This is a genomic window from Weissella oryzae SG25 (assembly GCF_000691805.2).
GTDB classification, from domain to species: domain Bacteria; phylum Bacillota; class Bacilli; order Lactobacillales; family Lactobacillaceae; genus Weissella; species Weissella oryzae.
On sequence record NZ_DF820503.1, the window covers coordinates 1 to 20523 of the forward strand.

24 protein-coding genes are annotated in these 20523 nt (G+C 36.4%); all 24 read left to right on the forward strand.

Annotated features, from left to right (window positions below):
* The first annotated feature begins 144 nt into the window (after positions 1–144).
* The 24 genes from TT13_RS09980 (at position 145) to TT13_RS10100 (ending at position 20502) form a co-directional block, all read left to right on the forward strand.
* Entirely contained in the window at positions 145–945 is an 801-nt protein-coding gene (locus TT13_RS09980; protein ID WP_027699829.1) for a hypothetical protein, read from the forward strand.
* A gap of 13 nt (positions 946–958) precedes the next feature.
* On the forward strand, positions 959–1237 hold the full coding sequence (locus TT13_RS09985; RefSeq protein ID WP_027699830.1) for a hypothetical protein: 279 nt from the start codon (positions 959–961) through the stop codon (positions 1235–1237).
* A 63-nt stretch (positions 1238–1300) separates the two neighbouring features.
* Entirely contained in the window at positions 1301–2011 is a 711-nt protein-coding gene (locus TT13_RS09990) for a KxYKxGKxW signal peptide domain-containing protein (protein WP_027699831.1), read from the forward strand.
* Positions 2001–3050, forward strand: coding sequence for an LPXTG cell wall anchor domain-containing protein (locus tag TT13_RS09995; RefSeq protein ID WP_027699832.1), 1050 nt, complete (start codon positions 2001–2003; stop codon positions 3048–3050). Before TT13_RS09990 ends, TT13_RS09995 begins: the two co-directional genes overlap by 11 nt.
* A 2-nt stretch (positions 3051–3052) precedes the next feature.
* Positions 3053–3292: a hypothetical protein gene (locus TT13_RS10000; protein WP_027699833.1), complete on the forward strand. Its 240-nt coding sequence runs from the start codon at positions 3053–3055 to the stop codon at positions 3290–3292.
* A gap of 49 nt (positions 3293–3341) precedes the next feature.
* Positions 3342–4250, forward strand: coding sequence for a serine-rich aggregation substance UasX (uasX, locus tag TT13_RS10005; RefSeq protein WP_027699834.1), 909 nt, complete (start codon positions 3342–3344; stop codon positions 4248–4250).
* Positions 4251–4262: 12 nt separating this feature from the next.
* Positions 4263–5210: a conjugal transfer protein gene (locus tag TT13_RS10010; RefSeq protein ID WP_045477200.1), complete on the forward strand. Its 948-nt coding sequence runs from the start codon at positions 4263–4265 to the stop codon at positions 5208–5210.
* Positions 5211–5227: 17 nt separating this feature from the next.
* A complete protein-coding gene (locus TT13_RS10015) occupies positions 5228–5455 on the forward strand; it encodes a TcpD family membrane protein (protein ID WP_027699836.1) in 228 nt (75 codons plus the stop codon).
* Between the two features lies 1 nt (position 5456).
* Positions 5457–5825, forward strand: coding sequence for an MFS transporter permease (locus TT13_RS10020; RefSeq protein ID WP_027699837.1), 369 nt, complete (start codon positions 5457–5459; stop codon positions 5823–5825).
* 500 nt (positions 5826–6325) lie between these two features.
* Positions 6326–6868 carry a hypothetical protein gene (locus tag TT13_RS10030; protein WP_027699839.1) on the forward strand — a complete coding sequence of 181 codons (543 nt, stop codon included), beginning with the start codon at positions 6326–6328 and terminating at the stop codon, positions 6866–6868.
* Between the two features lie 54 nt (positions 6869–6922).
* A complete protein-coding gene (locus TT13_RS10035) occupies positions 6923–8794 on the forward strand; it encodes a CD3337/EF1877 family mobilome membrane protein (RefSeq protein ID WP_145912378.1) in 1872 nt (623 codons plus the stop codon).
* Between the two features lie 3 nt (positions 8795–8797).
* Positions 8798–9943, forward strand: coding sequence for a phage tail tip lysozyme (locus TT13_RS10040; RefSeq protein ID WP_027699840.1), 1146 nt, complete (start codon positions 8798–8800; stop codon positions 9941–9943).
* Between the two features lie 15 nt (positions 9944–9958).
* A complete protein-coding gene (locus TT13_RS10045) occupies positions 9959–10498 on the forward strand; it encodes a hypothetical protein (protein WP_027699841.1) in 540 nt (179 codons plus the stop codon).
* A complete protein-coding gene (locus TT13_RS10050) occupies positions 10482–11072 on the forward strand; it encodes a hypothetical protein (protein WP_027699842.1) in 591 nt (196 codons plus the stop codon). The genes TT13_RS10045 and TT13_RS10050 overlap by 17 nt, the downstream gene beginning before the upstream one ends.
* Before the next feature lie 9 nt (positions 11073–11081).
* Positions 11082–11531, forward strand: coding sequence for a hypothetical protein (locus TT13_RS10055; protein ID WP_027699843.1), 450 nt, complete (start codon positions 11082–11084; stop codon positions 11529–11531).
* Between the two features lie 19 nt (positions 11532–11550).
* Positions 11551–14067 (forward strand): ATP-binding protein, encoded by a 2517-nt coding sequence (locus TT13_RS10060; protein WP_027699844.1) that lies wholly within the window; start codon positions 11551–11553, stop codon positions 14065–14067.
* Between the two features lie 5 nt (positions 14068–14072).
* Positions 14073–15437: an ATP-binding protein gene (locus TT13_RS10065; protein ID WP_027699845.1), complete on the forward strand. Its 1365-nt coding sequence runs from the start codon at positions 14073–14075 to the stop codon at positions 15435–15437.
* 120 nt (positions 15438–15557) lie between these two features.
* Positions 15558–15848, forward strand: coding sequence for a hypothetical protein (locus TT13_RS10070; protein ID WP_027699846.1), 291 nt, complete (start codon positions 15558–15560; stop codon positions 15846–15848).
* 555 nt (positions 15849–16403) lie between these two features.
* Entirely contained in the window at positions 16404–16850 is a 447-nt protein-coding gene (locus TT13_RS10075) for a hypothetical protein (protein ID WP_027699847.1), read from the forward strand.
* A gap of 9 nt (positions 16851–16859) precedes the next feature.
* The gene (locus TT13_RS10080) at positions 16860–17291 is read left to right on the forward strand and encodes a hypothetical protein (protein ID WP_027699848.1); all 432 of its coding nucleotides are present in this window, start codon (positions 16860–16862) and stop codon (positions 17289–17291) included.
* A gap of 45 nt (positions 17292–17336) precedes the next feature.
* On the forward strand, positions 17337–17549 hold the full coding sequence (locus TT13_RS10085; protein ID WP_027699849.1) for a hypothetical protein: 213 nt from the start codon (positions 17337–17339) through the stop codon (positions 17547–17549).
* Positions 17550–17703: 154 nt separating this feature from the next.
* Positions 17704–18663, forward strand: a complete 960-nt coding sequence (locus TT13_RS10090) for a hypothetical protein (protein ID WP_027699850.1) — start codon at positions 17704–17706, stop codon at positions 18661–18663.
* A gap of 4 nt (positions 18664–18667) precedes the next feature.
* Positions 18668–18928, forward strand: coding sequence for a hypothetical protein (locus tag TT13_RS10095; protein WP_027699851.1), 261 nt, complete (start codon positions 18668–18670; stop codon positions 18926–18928).
* Between the two features lie 62 nt (positions 18929–18990).
* Positions 18991–20502, forward strand: a complete 1512-nt coding sequence (locus tag TT13_RS10100; RefSeq protein ID WP_190279665.1) for a replication initiation factor domain-containing protein — start codon at positions 18991–18993, stop codon at positions 20500–20502.
* Positions 20503–20523: the final 21 nt, after the last annotated feature.

The following is a 20523-nucleotide window of genomic DNA, read 5'->3' on the forward strand; positions in this document are numbered from 1 at the left end:
GGCTATGTTATCGAATAACTGGAGTGGTTGACTACAACTGCGAGAACATATGGTTCTTTTAACGCATATTGCATAGGTGTATGGCAACATACCTGCAGGCGATTTTTTAGAAATTATTTTATTGAAGTATTGGAGAGTTATTTTATGATTAACGCATTTAAGAGTTTATCGTTATTAGGTTCAAGTGTCGGAGCTCTAACTTATATTGGACCTGATGTTGTTGGCAGTAATAGTGATGTGAAGGTTGCACAATTTAATGTAGGAAATAGTTTTGAAACAATCAAAGTTACTCCACAAGTTGGTTTTGATTTCAATCACAAGTTTGGCGAAACAATGCGTTTGATTAGCGCAAAAATTATTGCTGGCGTAGCACGGACTAATGCACGTGCTGGCGCTCGTGTAGCAACCTATTCAGGAACGATTTTACCAGCTTCAAGTAATGAGCAAGATAGGTATTCGATTGACGAGTATGACGCTCTTTTTGTTACTGGTAAGAACCAGCATGTGGTAGGCAGAGTTCGTAGTGCTGACGCATTTAACCGTAATGATTTAATTTTGTTTTCGATTGCTCCTAATTATAAGCCTGATGATCGTAATGGGGTATCTCGTGATGAGCAAACTAATGAACCAATTATTAATAATTATCAATTTAACTTTATTCCTAAGTCAAAAGCTAATGGTGAGGTGACAGAAGAAGATTATATCCGTATTCTAGTCAAACCGGAAGAGTACGACCGAGTAATTGAAGATTTAAAACCGGGACAACAAGTTTACCCACAAGGGTTAAAGTTTGCATTCGTTGGGAACACTTCTACCGACTGGACTGTATACGCTGACCAGATTGACTTAGCGCCAAGTAATCAGGCTGCAGGTACTACTCCAAAAGCTGACAGTAAGCCAGCTAATGAAGTAAAGAGTAACGGCAGTGAAGCAAAAAAGAATTAAATAGAGGTAAGTAATGAGAGCGTCCTTTATTGATATTCGTTATGCTCAAATTACCCGACGATTTCGCTATCCAGTTAATAACAAAGAGTTTTTTAATTGGTTAATGGTCGTTGGAGCAAATTGTGTAGATGAATTAGCTTTAGTTGGTTATCAATTGCCAGCTGATTTTGTTCTTCAAGATGAAAATTTAAAATTACAAGATTTAATACCCTTCGAAGATTTGAGAATGGAGTTTTCAAATTTTGAGTATTATATGCCACGTAAGCAGTTATTGAACATTATGGCTCAATAAGTGCTTTTTATTTTGCAGTTTTTATTAATTTTAGGGAAATAGCAGAAAGAAATAGGTTATATCATGGAAAATTCACCAAGATTTAAGATGTACAAAGACGGTAAGAAATGGTTAGTTGGTGCGGCTGCAGTTGCTGGACTTATGGTAATGCAATCGGGTTCAACGCATGCAAGTGCTGATGAAGTGCACACTGATTCAAATAATGCGGCTACTGAGTCTGTTAATACGCAAGACAACGGCTTACAAGCTGATGAAGTTACGTTAAAGTCTGCCACAGATAAGGCAAGTACTGACAATCAAGCTTCTACGACTAGTCAAACAGCTGTGCAAGCTGATGTTTTAACACCTGATGAAGGTAAAAAGGTAATTGATGATAAGCAGGCGCAAGTTGACGATAGTACTGCAAATGCTGAAAATAACGGCGTTGTAATCAATCATAATGATGCTAAAGACATTCATATGAATGATGATAACGCTAACGAGGAAACCAATAAGGCGACTTCTGATTTAGATAAGCAAAAGGCTGATGTCGATAAGGCAAATGCTGAACAACAAGCCAACAAAGAAGCAGCTGACAAGGCAAATTCTGAACGAGATGACGCTATTAATCAGAGTGAAGCTGATTTAGATAAGGCTAAGCAAGACCAGCAAGACCAAATCAATGATAGTAAGGACGCCGGGGTCGATACGAACGTTACCGACAAGACAATTACTCCCGATTATAAAGATTTAACTGGACTTACCGCAGGCATTGCTAGACGCAATGCAACATAATATTGATGCCTATCAGGACGCTATGAAACAAGCAACTGATAGTACCAATAGTGATACAAAGCAGCTTAAAGAATTGACTGCTAAGTATGAAGCTGCATTAGCACAATATCAGGCTGAAAAAGCCCGAGTTGATAAGGAGAATGCCGAAAAGAAAGCTGCTTATGAAAAAGCCCTTAGTGACTTTATGAATGGTACAAACGTCAATGTTAATATGGACGCTCATACTGATACAGATATGGGAGACGGTCAATATAAAACAATGATGACGGCTGACGTAAATTCCGAAACTGGAGAGTTTACGCTTAAGCATGATATGAATGACGGTAATTCAATTATCGGGCAAGGTGTACTAACTGGAAAGATTATCTTTACTGTTGTATCAAATGGTGACGGTACAGAAACAATTACTGTAACCGGTATTGAGCTTTATAAGTACATTTACACCAACTTGAATGTTAATACTGCTAACAATAAAAATATCAATTTCCATGTGTACGACAACAATGGGAACGAACTGTTTGCAGTTGCACATGACGGACAAACTTCATTCGAAAAGGACATTAATAAGACTTTTAATATTAATCAATCGTTTAAGTTGACACCCGGTCAACAATCTTCAATGTTCTCATTTTTGAAGATTGCTGATAACTGGATTTATAACACGCACGGGCAAGTTGAAATCGCCTTTACTAACACTAACAAGGCGCCTGATTTGCCAGATTATGAACCAGAACCTACGGCACCAGATAAGGTACAAGGTGAAGTTACTAATTATTCAGTAACACAATTGCCTAAGGCTGATACGCCAAAGGCTCAAGAGGCAACCGTTACACCGTATAAGGTAACGGTTGACCCAGAGTCAGCTCAACCAGCACAGCCAAAACCAGCGCAAGTACAAGCTTCACTACCTGAAACGGGTATGGAGCAAGGACTTGGCTTATCTGGGGTAGGCTTTGCATTACTTGCGGGCATGGCTGCATTTGGCACTGCGAAAAAGCGTAAGAAAGACGGTGAACAAACGATTAATGAGGGTGAATAAGTATGTCTGAAAGTGAACTCAATCGTCAAAAATTAGAGAAACTACATTCAAGTTTTGATGTAGTACTTGATAATTTAGATAGGGCACAGAAAGGTATGGTTGAAATTTCAAGCTTCCTTGAAAGTGAACAGGCAAAACACAACATGGTAGATTTTATCTATGTGTTACAGTTTATGGCTACACAAAGTAAAGTTGAAAATGCTCTATTTGATGTTAAAGTGCTTGCAGATTTAGCACGGTAGTATCAGAGAGAAGCAAAATTGTATATATAGGAAAGTAGGTTAAAAAATTATGGATACTAAGAAAGTAATTGTTGCTTCTGCTATTGCGTTGGGTGCTACTGCAGTAGGAGTAACAAGTGCAAATGCTGACCAAGTTACAACAGCCAAGACTGATACACCAGTCACAGCTCAAGCAACTAAGGCTAGTCAAAGTCTACAATCTAATACACTTAATTTGGGGACTAAGACTACTAATGCTGCAGCAACCGCCAACGCCAATACAACGGCTAAGACTGATGTTATCAATTTAATTTCAGGTAAGACGTTAAACAAGGATATTGATGACGGTACGGGAACTAATATTGATGACGGAACTGGCAAAGATACTGGTAAAAATACCAACAACGGCACTGGTACTAATACTGATGATGGAACAGGTAAGAACACTGATACCGGTGGTAAAGATAACAACGGCGGTTCTACTACTGACGGTGGCAAAGATAACGGCGGTTCTACTACTGACGGTGGCAAAGATAACAATGGCGGTTCTACTACTGACGGCGACAAGGATAAGGGTGGCTCGACTACTGACGGCAATAAGAACAACGGTGGTTCAACAACTGACGGTGATAAAAATAACGGTAGTTCGACAAATACCAACACCGATAGTAACGCAGTAACACCGGTTCCGGTTCAGCCTGACAATTCAGGCAACACTATTCAAGTTCCAACCATTGCTCAATCGACACCAGAAGTTGCTAAAGCCGTAACTAGTTACAACCAAGCCTTAGCCGATAATAACGGCGATAGTAATGCGGCTGCCGTTGTTCAAGCAAAAGACGCTGTGAATAAAGCCATCGCAGAAGCATTACCAGAGACAGGATATACAGAACAAGCTGGTTTTAGTGTTGCAGGTCTCATATTAACAGCTATCGCTAGTCTATTTGGTATTCTAAAGTTCAAAAAAATTAATAACTAGGAGTGAATTTTAATGCACATTCCTAAATTCAAGGTTAACTTTGACTATGAAAAAAAAGTTAAAGATAAACCAATGAAAATAAAGAAGTCCCATGCTGTGTCTTTGCGTAAAGCAAGATTTATAGTTGGGTCTTTTTTAGTTCTCATACTTGTTTACTGTACTTTTACAGTTATTCAATCACGAGCAATTGCGGTCAAAAATCGTTCATTACGTGAAAATGTTACTGCATTAACTAAGCAATTAGATGAAGCAAGTGCCGGTTCAACCAGTTATAATCCGGTTGTTGGTCAATATTTAAACGATTTCTTAACCACTTACTACACCGTGGACAAGTCGCAACTTAGTGATCGTACTAAAACATTACAGAGTTATTTTGCAAAGAATTTGTTATTTGACGGTTCTAAGCAGAATGATGTTGATATGTCATTAAAGCGAACAAAACTAAACGGTATTTTCACAGTAGACGGTATTAAAACGGGACAATTTGACTTGACTGTAACTGAAAACGGACAAGACAAAGAATTGACTGTTAATGTGCCTTATCAACAAAAAAATGAAAAGTTGACGGTTATTGGTTATCCATATATCGCTGAACAAATTGATAGTGTGGGCCAAATTGGGAAGGCAAGATTTGCAAAGAATGCTAAAGCCATTACTGATTCCGGTACTGTGAAGCATGTTCAACAATTTACCGACCAATTTGTCCGTAAGTACCTTTCTTCGTCTAAAAAGGAAATGTCGTTATTAATGGCTGATCCACAAGGCTTAGAGAGTATGGCAACGTTAGATAGCTTAAATGACAGTGATATAAACGTTTCAGGGACAGAAGCACACCCTAAGGTCGACGTGAAATTTAGCGTGAAGGCTAAGGATAGTGACATTGTTCAGAACCAGTTTATTCACCTTGAACTAAAGAAGCAGGATAATACCTACTTCGTCACTAAGCTAGTTCAGGCTTAGAAAGGAGGTGAGAAAATATGGATCTTTACAGTGGATTAAAGCCCGGTTTAATAACAATAATTTTGTTAGTCGCAGCTTGGCGTGTGGGCGTGTTTTATGCTAAAAGTGAGACTAAATCAATGTGGATGGCGATTGGAATTGCGGCCCTTGTTGTATTCTTCGTTAATGGGCCACAAGAAACGATGAATTCCTTTAACGGGATATTCAGACTTGTCCTAAATTGGATTAGCACATTAGGAGGATAGCATGAATAATTATCGAAGAGTGTTTACTTCCTCCGCAAAATTTAGACACGTCTATGGTGATTTTTATCTTCCTTTTTGGGTAGATACAAGGAAAACCGGAATTTTAGCTATCACAGCAGTTAGTGATCTTCTGCTGATTGTGGTTTTTAAATTATACACAATGACTACTATAAGTTTTAGTCTAGTTCTACTAGTGGTAAGTTTGGTGGGAGTTTATAAACTTGATGATTGGTTGAAATTTGATGCTTTACCGTTTGAACAAACAGTAAAGTATTATTTTAAGTATATTTGGAATTTTCGATTTAAGAGGAAGCAGATATACCAAGGGGAACGCTTAGAAAGTAATAATAAGCGTTTTCAAATTTTGTGATAAAGAAAAACGACTATTAAGTCTTGATTAATAGCCGTTAATGTTAGAGATTATTAAAACTTTATTGAGTTATAAACGCAATTAGTAGTGCAAGCACTAAAAAAGGAGAATATAACTTTAATACTACCATTCCGAAGTCGAACAGTTTATCGCCGACGTAAAAAATTGGTTTAAAGAGTAACTTAAAAAATTCAAAGTTATCCATATTAATAAGATTTTCGAACTGATCTAATAATTTAGTCATGGATTCCCTCCTTTCTATAATTTAATTAAATTAAGAAGGCGTAATCTCTAACATGTAAATTTTATCACAAAGTAAAAAGGACGTATTATGGGTACGTCCTAATTAAGCTTTGGTCGCCGTCAGGTAGGGCATGTAGGGGCAGTTCCTACACAAAGCACTACAAAGTAGTTTATTAAGTTGTGAAATTAATATTTAAGGTATGAAGGGTTGTGATAAAATGGAGCTTATAACAGTTAAGAGTATGGAGCTTCGAGTAATGAGTAATAAGACTAAAATAATTCTTGTAAGTATCGTGGGTGTAATTGTAGTATTCGGTATCGGTGCATTGGCTGGGAACTTAATGCACTCAAATAGCAATACAACTGCTAAATCAACTAGTGTTAGTACAAAAAGCAGCACAAAAGCGACAAGTTCAAGTACCAAAGAATATGTAGAAGGCAAAGATTATACAGTTGAACGTACACAGATTGACGGTGTTACAAATTCAACTGTAGACACAGCCTTGCTTAAGGCAGGATATGCTACAAACCAAAATAATAATTTGAGTAATTATATGAAAAAATATTCTGCTGTTGAAGTCTACTATGATAGTAGGCCAGAATTACTTAGTCCAGTTCTAGATTTTGTTTTTCTAGATAAGGACGGCCAAAGAGATATTTTTTCTAATCCGCCTACTTCATATAAATTAGATGACGAGGTTGTGCATTCTAATGATAGCTTTACTACCTCAAAGAATATTAATGAGTCAGACTACCAAAAGTTAGTTTGGAAATTTACTAATAAAGATTTAACAAAATAAAAAAAAGTTCCTATGTTTAAGCACTAGGAACTTTTTTATTTGAAAGGTAATACAATGTTAAAACTAAATAAATTTTTAGGAGTAGTTATCGTTATAATTGCTTCTATTTTTTTACTCCAAAGTTCAGTAAGTGCTAATAACAATGATTTTGCTGTTAAAGATAGTTCTAAAACTATCGGGGATATATCTAACACTGGTGGTGAAAAATCTGAATTGAATAATAATGAAAATTCAAATAAAAAAAGTCTTCCAGAGGCTAAAGCTGATGATAAAGGCCTTAATAAAAAAGAAGTTATTAAACATTATAGTTCGCAGGATATGGATTATATTAATGAAAAAATGTTGAGTAACTACAAGCCTTATCATCAAGAGCCCGATAATGCACTTGATTTTTCTACTAATGCTGCACATGTGTTGGCAGATTTATTTTCCTCAATTAATCGTGATTTAGTATATGTTGTGTTTGATAAAGCATTATCATTGTTGTTTAATTTAACGAATGTACAAAATTCTACAAATAGTTTATTTAACAAAACGAGTAAATTTAATGGTTCATTTTGGAATAATGAGGCTTTTAAAAATATTGTATATATTGCTTTCGGTGTAGGTATTTTATGGGCTTTTATTATGCAAGCTAAAAATCATGGTGGGATAAAATCTATTGCTATGATAATTGCTTTTTTAATTTTTGGTAGTGCATGGATAGCCGGTGGAGGCGCAGCACTTCAAAAAGTTAATAATTTAACGTCAACAGCTGAGGTTACCGCATTTCAAGCAACAAGTAGCGTTAGTTCTACAACACAAGTAAATGATTTTCAACAAGCTTTACGTTTCCAGTATTTTCAACAAGCTATTGAGCGTTCTTTTTATTTGGAGAATTTTAATAAGACTAAGAATGAAAATATTGATACAAAGAAAATGGGTGATCCAATTGACTTTATTCGGGGGGCAGTAGAAACAAGCGATGATATACCAGACAAGAACCCGAATATGAATAAGGATGGTAAAAAAAGTTGGTATCAGGTAATGATTGCCTTAATTTCTCCTGTTACTTCAATTGCTTACGGTATTCCATTGTTTACTATTGGCTTATTTAATATAGGTTTGCAATTTCTATCGGTTGCGCTGTATTTCTTTGCTCCATTCGCAATTTTAATCTCATTACTTCCAAAATATGCAACAAGTGGTATTAAAACAGCTTTAGCGGCTGTTGCAGTACTACTTGGTAAGATTTTCCTTGTATTCGGTATTATGCTTCTTAATTGGATACAAGGTTTTTCTGACGCTGTAATACCACCAACAGATAGCGGTAGTGCCATATTAAATGCTGCATTGTATATAGTTCTTATATTGTTACTTTGGAAAAATAAAGGACGTATATTTGGTGCTATTACTGGTTCGCGTGTAGTCGAAAACGTTGCTGAAAAAGCACATGTTCGCAAGCCAATTAATGAGATGAAGCAACAATACGATAAGGCTAAGCGTAAGGTTTGGAATGGTCGTCGTCGAGTTAATAAAGCAAGAAAGAAATATAACAAATTTAAAAAACGTTTTGAAGATGATGAGGACGACCCGGAGACACCACGTACTCCACAACGTCATGCTGACCCAGATGAAACTAAACGAGCAGAACAAAAACGCCAAGCTGCACGTAAGTGGTTAGATGAAGATTCAGAAAGTCATGGTCAACATCAAAATTACCGGACAGACCATAATGGCGTTACTGTTCCAAATAATTCAAGACCAACAACGGTTAATTATGGAAAGTTTGGTGGAAATAGTGGTGATTATGATGAAGCAAAGAAAGCTAATATGCAACGGCGAGCAGCTCGCTCATTTGTGCTAAAGAAAACTGAATATGACGGGTCTAAGGTAACTCGTAATGAAAGCAAAAAGCGTCGAACGAACAGAGTACATGAGGTGTAAGCCATGCGTAAGATTTTAAAATATTATGCAATCATGCTGGGCTCGTTAGTATTACTTTTGATAATCATTATTGGAATGATTACAACTAGTCAAAATCAAAATTGTGATAATTCAACCGCAACAGATGTTATTACTTCGGCAGATAAGCAACAAACAGCAAAGTCTGTTTATAAGAATTTGAAAGCACAACCAAATACAACGGACGCAGGAATAGCTGGTTATTTAGGTAATGCAGAAGAAGAAAGTCAATTAAACTTTTCTAGCATTGAGTCGGGTCAACCTTTTAATCAACTTAGGGCAATGGATGAAAAACTAAGTGGCTATGGTTTTGGCTTTAATCAATGGGACAGTTCACGACGTGTCGATTTGATTAAATACGCCACTTCTAAAAGTAAGTCTTGGACTGACCCTAGTACACAGCTTGATTTTGCTCTTAACGGCGACGGCGCAAATTCAACGTTATTGAAACAAGGTCTTGCAATGACTGATGTATCACAAGCTACCGAATTTCTACGTGCTAAGTGGGAACGTGGTGGTGTTGGGACAACTGAAAAGCGAATTAGTCATGCTAAGCAATGGTATTCAGAATTAGATAAGGGTGGCGATACTCCAGCGACTGACGTTGCTGATAGTGGTTTAAATTCAGCAACCAATGAAAATAAAACATCTAGTAGTTCAAGCGGCTGTAAGGTTGATACTAGTCAAGGTATGGCTTCGTCTGGTGCGCCAGTTACCGAAATGCCGGCTAATTACAAGGGTAAAGTAAAAAATACAAATTTTACTGCTACTTCACCAACTAATACCTATCCATTTGGGCAATGTACGTGGTATGTATTTAACCGTATGCAAGCGTTAGGTACTCCAGTTGAGAATTATCTAGGTAATGGTGCTGATTGGGGCGCTAATGCTAAGGCCAAAGGTTATACTACTGACACCAAACCGCATGCTGGCTGGGCAATCAGTTTCACGCAAGGCGTTGCTGGTGCTGATCCTACTTATGGGCATGTGGCAGTTGTAGAAGCAATCAGTGATGACGGTTCACACTTTCTTGTTAGTGAATGTAATGTTGTTAATTCCGGTTCAGGAACGGTTAGTTTTCGAGAATTAACGGCCGGTAATGGCATGATTTTTATTCAAGGTAAGCATTGATTAGGAGATTTTAAAATGAAGTATGTTAAATATTTTTGGGTATTAGCTGGTCTTTTGCTTGTTGTATATATTTGGCAAAATCATACGTTGCAAACAACTAATTCACAACTTACAAGGGTTCAAGCTGATAATGAGCATTTAAAAAAGCGGTTAGCTAAGCAATCGCAAAATCAGGTGTCATTGTCTGATGTTAAAGCTAATAAAGAGCAAAGTTTCAATTCAGCTAAGGACAGTGTTAAGCAGACAATGCAGTTAATTGTTGGTAGTGACCCTAGAAAGTTTGAGACAACACTAGTTGGTAAAGCCTCACCGTCAACCATTAGCTCATTAAAAGCTGATTTAACACCAACAGTTACAACAAGTCAGTTTGATAGTCAAAACGTTGTTTATATTGGTGCAGTAAGTGAGTATGCCGATCCATTGGAGTTTTTAATAGTTGCTAAAAATGATACGCAGCAGAATACGTATTATGTAACTTATGATTTGGCTAGTCATGAAATTACACGGGTTGACCGGGCAGCAATGAAAGGGGCATTTAATGAATACAACGAGTAAAGTACCTTGGGTTATGTCATTAATGGCGATATCTATTAGCTTATTGTTAGCTGGACTTATCGTTAATGTTATTAATAACAATAATATGGCTTTGGCAAAAATAGCTACTGCGCAGAGTGAGTATCGGCAATTAGCTAAAAGCAGTTCAAAGAATACAATGAGTGATCCAGTTATTCCTGAAAGTACAGATGTTAGTAAGGCTAAGGACAAAGTAAAACAGTTTGCTTCAACTTATTTTACGTATAAGGACGCAGCTTCTTATGCAAAGCGTCAAGATAATTTATCCGGGACAATTAGGCTTTCGGACGCAGATACTAAATCTTTGTTTGCTCCTGATGACAAACAAGCACAAGTCGACCGTATTAATAATTTGAATTTGCGTAGCGAGTACAAAAGTGTTTTAAGTTCTTCTGCAGTTACTTCAAATTCTAAAAATATTGAGCTTGTAAGCGTTGTTTCAGTAAAAGCTGGTAGTGATGATTTAGGTATGAAATCACAAAAGGTCATTTTACATTCAAGTTATGATGTTAATTCCGGGTATTTAACAAACGTACAGATTAATCAACTAATTTAGGGGAAAATTATGAAACAGCGATTATCAAAAAAAGACCGAACAGAAACTAGTAAAACTAAATCAGGTAGAAGTAAGCAGTCATGGTTTTTTAATTCAATCGGGCTGCTTTTTATTTTGGTTGTAGTGGGGTATTTTTTTGCACCATATGTTTCTATGCACTTTCAAAATAACAATGCCGCCACTTTAAACGATAAACAGCAACGTGTCATGTTTTACAGCGCACAATGTTCTGATTGTGCCAACGTTTATCCTAAAGTTTTTTGGCATAATGTTTTAGATTTCGACCAGCCAAGCAAACAAATTCAAACTATTAATTTAGACGCACCAACAAATAAACATTTTATTGCTGAAAAAGGCTTGATAGCCACACCTACATTTGTGAACTTAGATAACAATACAAGTTCAGTTATTACCAACCGTAAAGATGTTAATAACTATGTTGATGATATAGACAAATAATTAAAGGAGAACATGAAAAATGGCTAAAAAAGTTACTATTCGCTATGAAAACCCGGTTATTCAGTATCAGGATAATCTGGTTTTAACTCGATTGGGTGACGTTTGGGCGTATTTTCAAATACAGCCTTTTCAGATTAATGTTGCTAACATTAATGATAAAGAGAACTATCAATCACGATTGATAGATGTTTTTGAACGATTACAAAAGTACGACGATCTCGATTTGAAATTACTACCCGCAGATATGGACTTACCGGGGCGTATTCAAGGAACTAGTGAAGATTGGGCTCAAGATACACGTGACGTTGCCGAGTATTATTTAGCTCAAGAAGAAGTTAATATGCTTCAATCTGAATTTAATCCGGCGGTAGTTGACGAGTTCTTTATCGGAGTTAAATTGAAGAACACAGCGGTTGGGGACGGTCTCAGAGATCAAGCAAAGTTCATTGTTGATTTAACACTAAAGCGCTTAGCAGAAAGCATGAAGTACAATGTTAAGTTTTCAAATGATTTCTTTGATAAATTTTCAGCTATGAATGACGATGTCTTAGCAATTCTACGTTCTTTGGACGCTTCCGCTGTGAGTGAAGAAAAGCTAGTTAAATTACTAGGTTTTGCTTACCACCATGAACACGAGCGAACATTTACCGAGATGAGAAATACTGTCTTTGACCCGGCAACAAAGGGTGTATTAAAGCGAGATAATGGTGAAGAGATTGATTATATTAGTCATTTAGTTCTTAACTTACCTGATGATTTTTCATATTTGGAACTAGTCCCGGTAATTCAATCATTCAAATTTCCGGTTGAAGTACACTTTAAAGTAAATTTCCCGGCTAAAACTGGTATTCGCGGTATGAAGCAGAATGCACAGAGTGAAAAGGGTAAGTATCGAGATGAATTGGACGACGCTTACCAAGCCAACGATAGTAGTTCGGCGAAAAGCCAGCAAAACTTTGATTTAGCAGAGGAATTAGTCGATATTTTGGAGTCAAAAGACGCCTTTATGAAGTGGACTATGATATTAGTTATCCGGGACACTAATTTAGACGAACTTAAAGCCAAGGTTAGAAAAATACGGAATGTTTTAACCAATTTTGATCGAGATATTGATGTATTTCAGCCTAGTTTTAATCAAGAAATGTTGTTGTATCAAAATTTACCAGCTAGTCAATTAGGTGTCTTTAGACAGTGGCAACAGTTTACAACTGCCCCGGCATTTGCGGAGTTGATGTTTGGTATTAGTACGCAATTAGGAACTCGGACAGGCTTTTATATTGGTAGAGTACTCGATAACGGGCATTATGCGTCCGTAGACGAAGCCGTGGCCTCTTCACGGGTTCTTTTACTTATGAACCTTATAATTGCTAATAAGGGTATTAAAGGGGCAAAAACAGATAGCCCGCATATCATGATTTCTGGTGAGACCGGTCAAGGAAAGTCATTTTTGGTTAAACTCATGTTGCTTCACTCTGCTATGTTTGAAGTCAACATGATTTACTTTGACCCCAAACAAGAAGTTCGACGTTGGTTTAATGCAGCCTTGAAAGAGAGTGATAATCCATATTTTCATAAACTTATTAAATCGTTTAAATTTGTCACCCTCGACTCAAGTGACCGTACTAATAATGGTGTTCTTGACCCAATGCTAACTTTGAAAGCGGGCCAGAGTTCGGTTGATGATATCCCTGATGTTTTGACTTTGGTTAAGGAAATGTTAGTACAAGTTCGTCCATTGTCAGGCCGTATTCAGTTAGAGACTGATTTAACAGAGGCAATTAATGATGTAGCCATGCAACGTTTAGCTGGAGGGAAAGTTGGTACTTTAAATGTTATCGATGCTTTGAGTGTACGAGGTAAAGAGCCGGGGCATGAAGAGTCGCTAGAGTTAGCCAATTATTATCGGATAACCATTCCAAATTCCATGTTGCGTTTGGCTTTTAGTAACGGTACAAGTGAAGGTCTACAAATTACTGATAAGCGTACAATTCTCGAAGTTAATGGCCTTGATTTGCCAAAGGCAACAGACCAAGCGAAATATTACACGGAGACACAGCGTTATTCAGTTTCAATAATGATTGCGTTAGGAAAGTATCTTGAAAAGTTTGGTCGTGCAGACACAACTAAGTTTACTATGGAAATTATGGACGAGGCTTGGATATTTAACACTTCCCCGGCCGGTAAGAAAGTTCTTGATAGTATTTTGCGTCTTGGTCGTTCAGAGAACAATCAGTTAATATCCGCAACACAGAATATTACAGATGTTGGTGGCGTTGGAAATAACGGTCAGTATGGACAGATTTTTGCTTTCGATGATTCTAATGACCGGGAGAGTATTTTAAAGCAGTTTGGCTTACCTATCAACAAAGAAAATATTGATATGCTAAAGGACTTGAAAAAGGGTCAATGCTTGTTCCGTGATATTTATGGTCGTGTTGGTAAGGTTGTAATACATTCATTATTTGATGAATGGACAACAGCCTTTAAGACTGTTGAAGAGAATGCTAGTGCTAAGCTGGAAGCAAAGTATGGGTAGTAGCTATGTATAGAAAAATTAAATATTCTGACCAAGAACTAGCAAAGACTTTATATAAAAGGACTTTGCTTTTTCTTTCAGTAATTTTATTTGTCCCGGTAGTTTTATTTTGGGTACATTTGATTGAAACAGGGTATCAAGATAAGGCAGGTTACTTTGTTCCGTTAGTAGTTATTGTATTGCTGATTGCTGCAGGTGCCTTTTATTTATTTAGATTGTACAAATACTACGGGTTAAAACATGATAATTGGCTATCAAGAAAGTTTTTGTTAATCGAGACTAGGCAATTATTCGCTAAATTAGTAATTTCCCGGGGTATGTTTGATGTATCTTCTGATGATAAAGGTGAATATATTAGTTATTTCCCTTTGATACGTATAAAATTTAATTACTCTACAGGTCAGTTATTTGTTGAACAACCCGTTGACGGTGAGAAGTATATGGATACTTTCACGAGTGGTGAGTTTAATAAGCTAATAGAAACTGTAATGTTAGCTGACCTGCAAATAACAGAATTTAAAAAGGGTGTTTTGGTTAGTACGTTTGCTTTTGACCCTATAAAGTTTAGATTACAGTTGTCTGATTTAATGCCTACAAAGGGTGTAGTAAATATTTTGAAGGGCATTGATTGGAAATACGATAAATTCTACAACATGGTAGTAGCTGGAAATGTTGGTACAGGTAAATCGTATATGTTATTTTCGATTTTAGGTCAGTTGTTACAAATTACTAAGTTCATAACGGTATTTGACCCCAAGCGCTCTGATTTGGCTAGTTTGAAGTATACAAAGGCGTTAGAAGGCAAGGTATTTAGTACTAACCTTGAAATTAATGAACAAGTGCATGTTTTTTATGAAGAGATGATGTTGCGGTCTGCAAAAATGGAGAAGATTAAAGAAAGTGGTAAATTAGGTGCTTATATGGATTTTAATTTTAAACCACATTTTCTGTTTTTTGATGAGTTTGGCGCATGGGTTGAAATGAATGTTAATACGGCATTTGGTTCAGATGAGCGTAAAACTTATGACGTAGCTATGTCTGATATGAAACAGATAGCTATGCTTGGGCGTGAGCTAGGTTTTTATATCATTATCGGTATGCAACGTCCTTCTGCAGATAGTTTACCAATGTCTATCCGTAATCAGCTGAATTTTAAAGTTGTTATGGGTCTGCCAACGCCAGAAGTAGGTAAAATGGTTTTCCCTGATAGTGATAAGCTCCTACGTCCGTTATCACAAGATTTAAAGGGCTGGGGGTTTGTACAGTCGGGCAGTAGTCAAGTACGTTCATTCTTCGCACCTGAATTTACAAAAGGATTTAATCTGCATGAATGGATAGAAGAAATGGATAGTAAACGAGAAGCTAGTTAGTGATTAACTAGCTTTTTATTAATGAATGAACATTTATTTATATTTTTGAAACGGCGCTTTAATAAGAGTGCCCGGCTAGGCATAAGTACCTGTATTTTAAAATTGAAAGAGGTATTTATTATGATTGACGCAAAGCAAATTTTATCATTAAGTGACGCAGCATTAGCAGAAATGCAAAAGATTGCCAGTGCTGGTGAAACGCCAGCTATTATCGCATTGAATGATGAGTTAAAGAAAATTACCCAAATGGGCACAGAAAGTGGGCTTAGTCCTATGATGTTGTCTTATATGGCTGATATTCAGAAGAACATGAAGTTCATGATTGGTACGATGAACTCACTACACACGCATGTGAAGAACCGTGCCGGGGAAATTCAAAATCTTATCCAAGAAGTCTCAACGTTGAAGTAATCAAGTTGGGGCTTTTTATTAGCTAATTTATTGTTTGGTACTTGTGCCTAGCCGGGCATTTTTATTGGTGGTTTCTACCCCGACAAATTAAGGAGAGCTTTACCGTGTTTTTGGTAAAGTTCTCCTTAATTTGTTGGCAACCAACTGAAACGCAGTGAAAGGCGGTAGTTTATGACGATACGGGGTAAGTAGGTCGTACGAGATTTTTGCTCTGTTATAGGTATGGGGTGTTTTTGTCTATATAGCAATAGTAGGTGGGGTTCGACCAAAGGGAGAGCCAGTGGCACCACCAGTGGCGTGTCGCAAAGCGACTTAAGCCACGGTGGCTTGGGTGCTGATAAGCGACCCGCAAAGCGGGCGCCAGTGCCTGCCACCTTGCACCTGCTATTGCGGTTAAATGACCTTAACCCCCGTGCACTAACAGGGGGGTTAGATTGCAAAAAGCGCTACGAGCGCCATAACCTGAACGGGTATCAGGTCGGCATTTGTGGCACTTTTAAGTCCGCTTGCTTTTTAGGCATGAAAAGCAAGTTTTTTAAAGAAAGGTGATACATTTTGACAAATATTAGTTTGAGAATTGTAGATACACACGGTATTTCACATGATTTAAAATTTCCGTGGTCTAGCGAACAAGTTTATGCTATTGCGACACGTGGAGTTGGTCGTGCACTTATCCTCGGTCTATTGCACAATGGGCCGTTTGATTTACACGTTACTGAATTAAGCAGTGAGTTACCGGTTATTAGAAATATTGTTCGATATAAGCAAGCTGGTTACAAAGTGGTTTATGCTAACGATGACATTACCGCAGTTAAGTTGCTATTTGACAATGACTTAACGAAAGCATACGAAGATGTGTTTACCCCATTTGAAATGTCCGCAGAAGATGACAATGAATTACGCTCGGCGGTTACGTGGTACAGCATTTTAGACATGATGAAATCGCACGACCATTTTAAGCAACTTGGTAATGGCTTTTATGCAGACACCGTGGGGGCATAGGTAAACAATATGTTTTTAAAATTAACAGACAAACAATTTGGTACTCACAAATTTCTTTATCCGTGGGACTATGAAGCTATTGGTGCAATGAGCAAGGCCGATATTCGTAAGGTAGAACTCGTGGGGTTACTAGCAGAAGGTCTTACTGTTGAAATAGCGCCTCGTGATTTAGAAGATAGTCTTAATGTTTTTACAAATGTTATTAATTGCTTAGGGGTTTACCCAGTAGGATATGGTCCTAGTCCGTTAGAAGCTGTTAAGACGCTATTTGACAGTGATATAAGTGACGCTTTGTACTCTTTAGTTACTAATCAGGATATAAAAGATAATTTAGTGTCAGTGACTAGTAAGCCAAATTGGCAAACTATTTTAAATCTGATGTTAAAACATAAACGTCTAAAGTCCCTAGGTTATGGCTTTTACGCGGATATTTGCTATTAGTTGATAACTTGAATAGACAGTAAATCTACTATTTGGAGAGAAATAATGAATGAATTTAAAGCTACTTTACAGCAAAGACAGGACATTATTAATAAATTACATGCTGATTTTGTGCTTTTAATTAGAAACGAATGGTTTAGGTCAACTGGTATTTTTAATAGTATTATTGGTCCGCTGTCAGATATGCTTCATAATTTGGTCAAGCCAACCTATGAATATTTTGATAGTGATCTTGCTTATTATTCAACATATTTATAGTTTTTTCAGTTTTATACTCATATGTCATTGGTGAAACCATTTAAGCCATTTGGTAATGGCTTTTATGCTGATATGGCAGAAATATGAAAAATTTTAGATTTTATTGAAAATTAGTGCTGAGGGTTATTGTTTAAAATTGAACAGGAGAAAGAACATGAAAAAGTCTAATAATGTTAAACTAGTTAGTATTATGGAAAAAAATTCAAAAGCAAGTAGTTTTATTGAAATTCATGACTTAATTGTTGAACCAATGGATAATATATTAAAGACACCTTGGGGGCGACCCGTAACTCAAATATTGACTAATGAAAAAATAATGGAAAGTATTCATTTTAGAGTAAATATTTTTTTAAATTTAATAATAGGAGATGACTATGAAGGCAAAAATTTTTTAGTTAAACTTGAAATTTTGCAAACATCTAAAAATGAAGTTATACGTCTAAATAGTCATATTTCATTTGATGTAATGGTTGCTGCTGGTATTGAAAAGACATATAGGACTTCAGGGGTCCTAAAAGCTGATTCAATGAAAGATATTGAAATTAAAAATTGTGCCGTTAACTCTGATTTAATATTTTCAGCTAGCCTCTATGATTTGGATAACAAAAAGCTAATTAATCAGCGGCATAAGATAATAGCCATTAGAGATGAAAAAGAAGCTCATAACTCAAAAAAAATAATATTTGATAGTGAACGCGAAAAATTTAGTTATTTAGTTTCAAGAGACCATTTGGGAAACTTGGGGTTAAGTCTGGAATCAAACGAGTTGAATGATGCGGTAGCTATAATAGGTATGTTAATCAAACCAGATAAAAATTATCAATTAGATATTGAAGTTAATAACTCGAACTTTCATAGTTTCCCACTATATGTTGAAAGTAAAAAAGTAGAAGGTTTTGTTGAAACTAAAGGCTTTATATCAAGAGGTTATTCGTACCAATTACCAAGTAATTTAATAGAGATTAGCAATTCACTTCCACTAGAACCATTATTTACTAATTTTGGTTATATGAGTGTTTTTGAAAAGAAATCGCTTAGGGTTAAATTTAAGTTATTTGATGAATCATTAAAGTTAATTGATGAAATTGCAACAGTCTTTTTTATAAAGGAGTAGACAAATGGCTAATACTCATACAGATTATTTAGAAAACGTTATTGATAGATTTGAAAAGAAACTTGATGATCAAGCCACAATGGTTAATAACGATTATGTTAGGAAAGACTTATTCAATAAGTTAGATAGCCAAGTAGAAAATATTTCATCTAAATTAGATACAGAGATTGATACTCGAAGTAAATGGGACAATAAACTACTAGTTTTATTGTTAACTCTTCTAATTGGAGTTATTACAACACTCATTGGAGTGTTTCTAAAATGATAATAAATAACGAATTTAAGCCTTATCAGGCTTTTTTTATTGGCACAAATCAACACAGTTTAATGTTTTCGTTTGAGCCAACGGTTTCAGTGGCATTGTTCTCCAACAATGAGTTTGTTAAAAAGCTTGATATAAAGGTACGCATGACGGAGATTAACTCATTACCACCAATTGGTACATTGTTGTTTATAGATGAAATTATTGGTAGCGAATTAAAGGGCTATGAAGCTGAATTTACCGACGGCTGGAGTTGGGACTTTAATAACTATGTCAGTCAATTTGAACAGTTATATGCGTTAAAAAATGTGGGTAATTATCAAATACTACGAGGGAGTAAGAACATGGATAGTTTTATTGAACATGCTAAGTTTAATGGTAAATTGCTAAAGCTTTTAAGAAGTAAATTGAATTTAACTCAAACTGAAATCGGGGAAATAATTGGTTTAACTCGTCAACGAGTTCAACAGATTGAAGCGGACAATAAAGAGGTCTCACAAGAAATGGTTGATCGTTTGGTTAACGTAATACCAAGCCTTACCGACAAAGTTACTATTCAATTAGATTGGGTTAGCTTTAATTTCCCTGAATTAAATGGGGCTGAAATTATTAATAACGTACTTCGATTGAAACCTGATTTATTTATTGAACGGCCAACGTCCCAGAACTTTTACACTCGTGAATATGCGTACGCTGGTGAAAAAAGTATTTACGTGCAAGATTTCGCACCAGAACATGTGTCTGATAGTGGCGATAATGCGGATATTAGTAAAAAAGGTGCAACCTTATTCTTAACTGGTATTGGTACCCGGTTATTTGAAAAAGCTCTGTTGGAACAAGGTTTAACATGGCAAAAGTTCTTTAACCGCATGTATCAATATCGAGGTCATGTAACCCGGTTAGATGTCGCAATCAATGACACTAGCGGTTTATTGAAGATGAATGAATTAGTAGACGCTGTCAGAGAAGGCCGCTTTTGGACGAAAGCCCGGCATTATGCAGTACATGGCAGTGAAGAGTTTGGCTGGACGCTAGACTTTGGTACTTCGCCCTTTGTTATTCGTATGTATGATAAGGCTAAAGAGCAGGAACAAAAGGGGAAAGATACAAATATTGTGACCCGGGTAGAATTAGAATTACATGGTGACAAAGCCACTGACGTTATTCAAGAATGGCTAAGTAATGATAATTTGGTAGGTATTACGTTTGATATTCTGTACACTTATTTGCATTTTGTAGAAGAGCCACTTGATGAAAAAAAGCTCGCCAAGGCACGAGACCGGCGAACCTATATCGAGAGTTTAAAACCCATTGCCGCATGGGCTTTGCTAATTTCATTGGGGCAAAAAATGAAGTTTACCACCGAAGCCAAAGAACAAAGTATCGAAAGCATTGAGAATTGGATAAGTAAGTATGTAGCGCCCTCATTAAAAATTATTCAAGAAACGGGACGTTGGCAGAATTTGCTTGAAACTATCCGGGAAATTGATTTATCAGATGACAAAAAGAAGCTTGTACAAGCAGTTAATGCCGAAAACATGTCAATTGATAGTAAAAAAATACCAGTTATTTATTGACATTGTGAAAAAAGTCAAAAC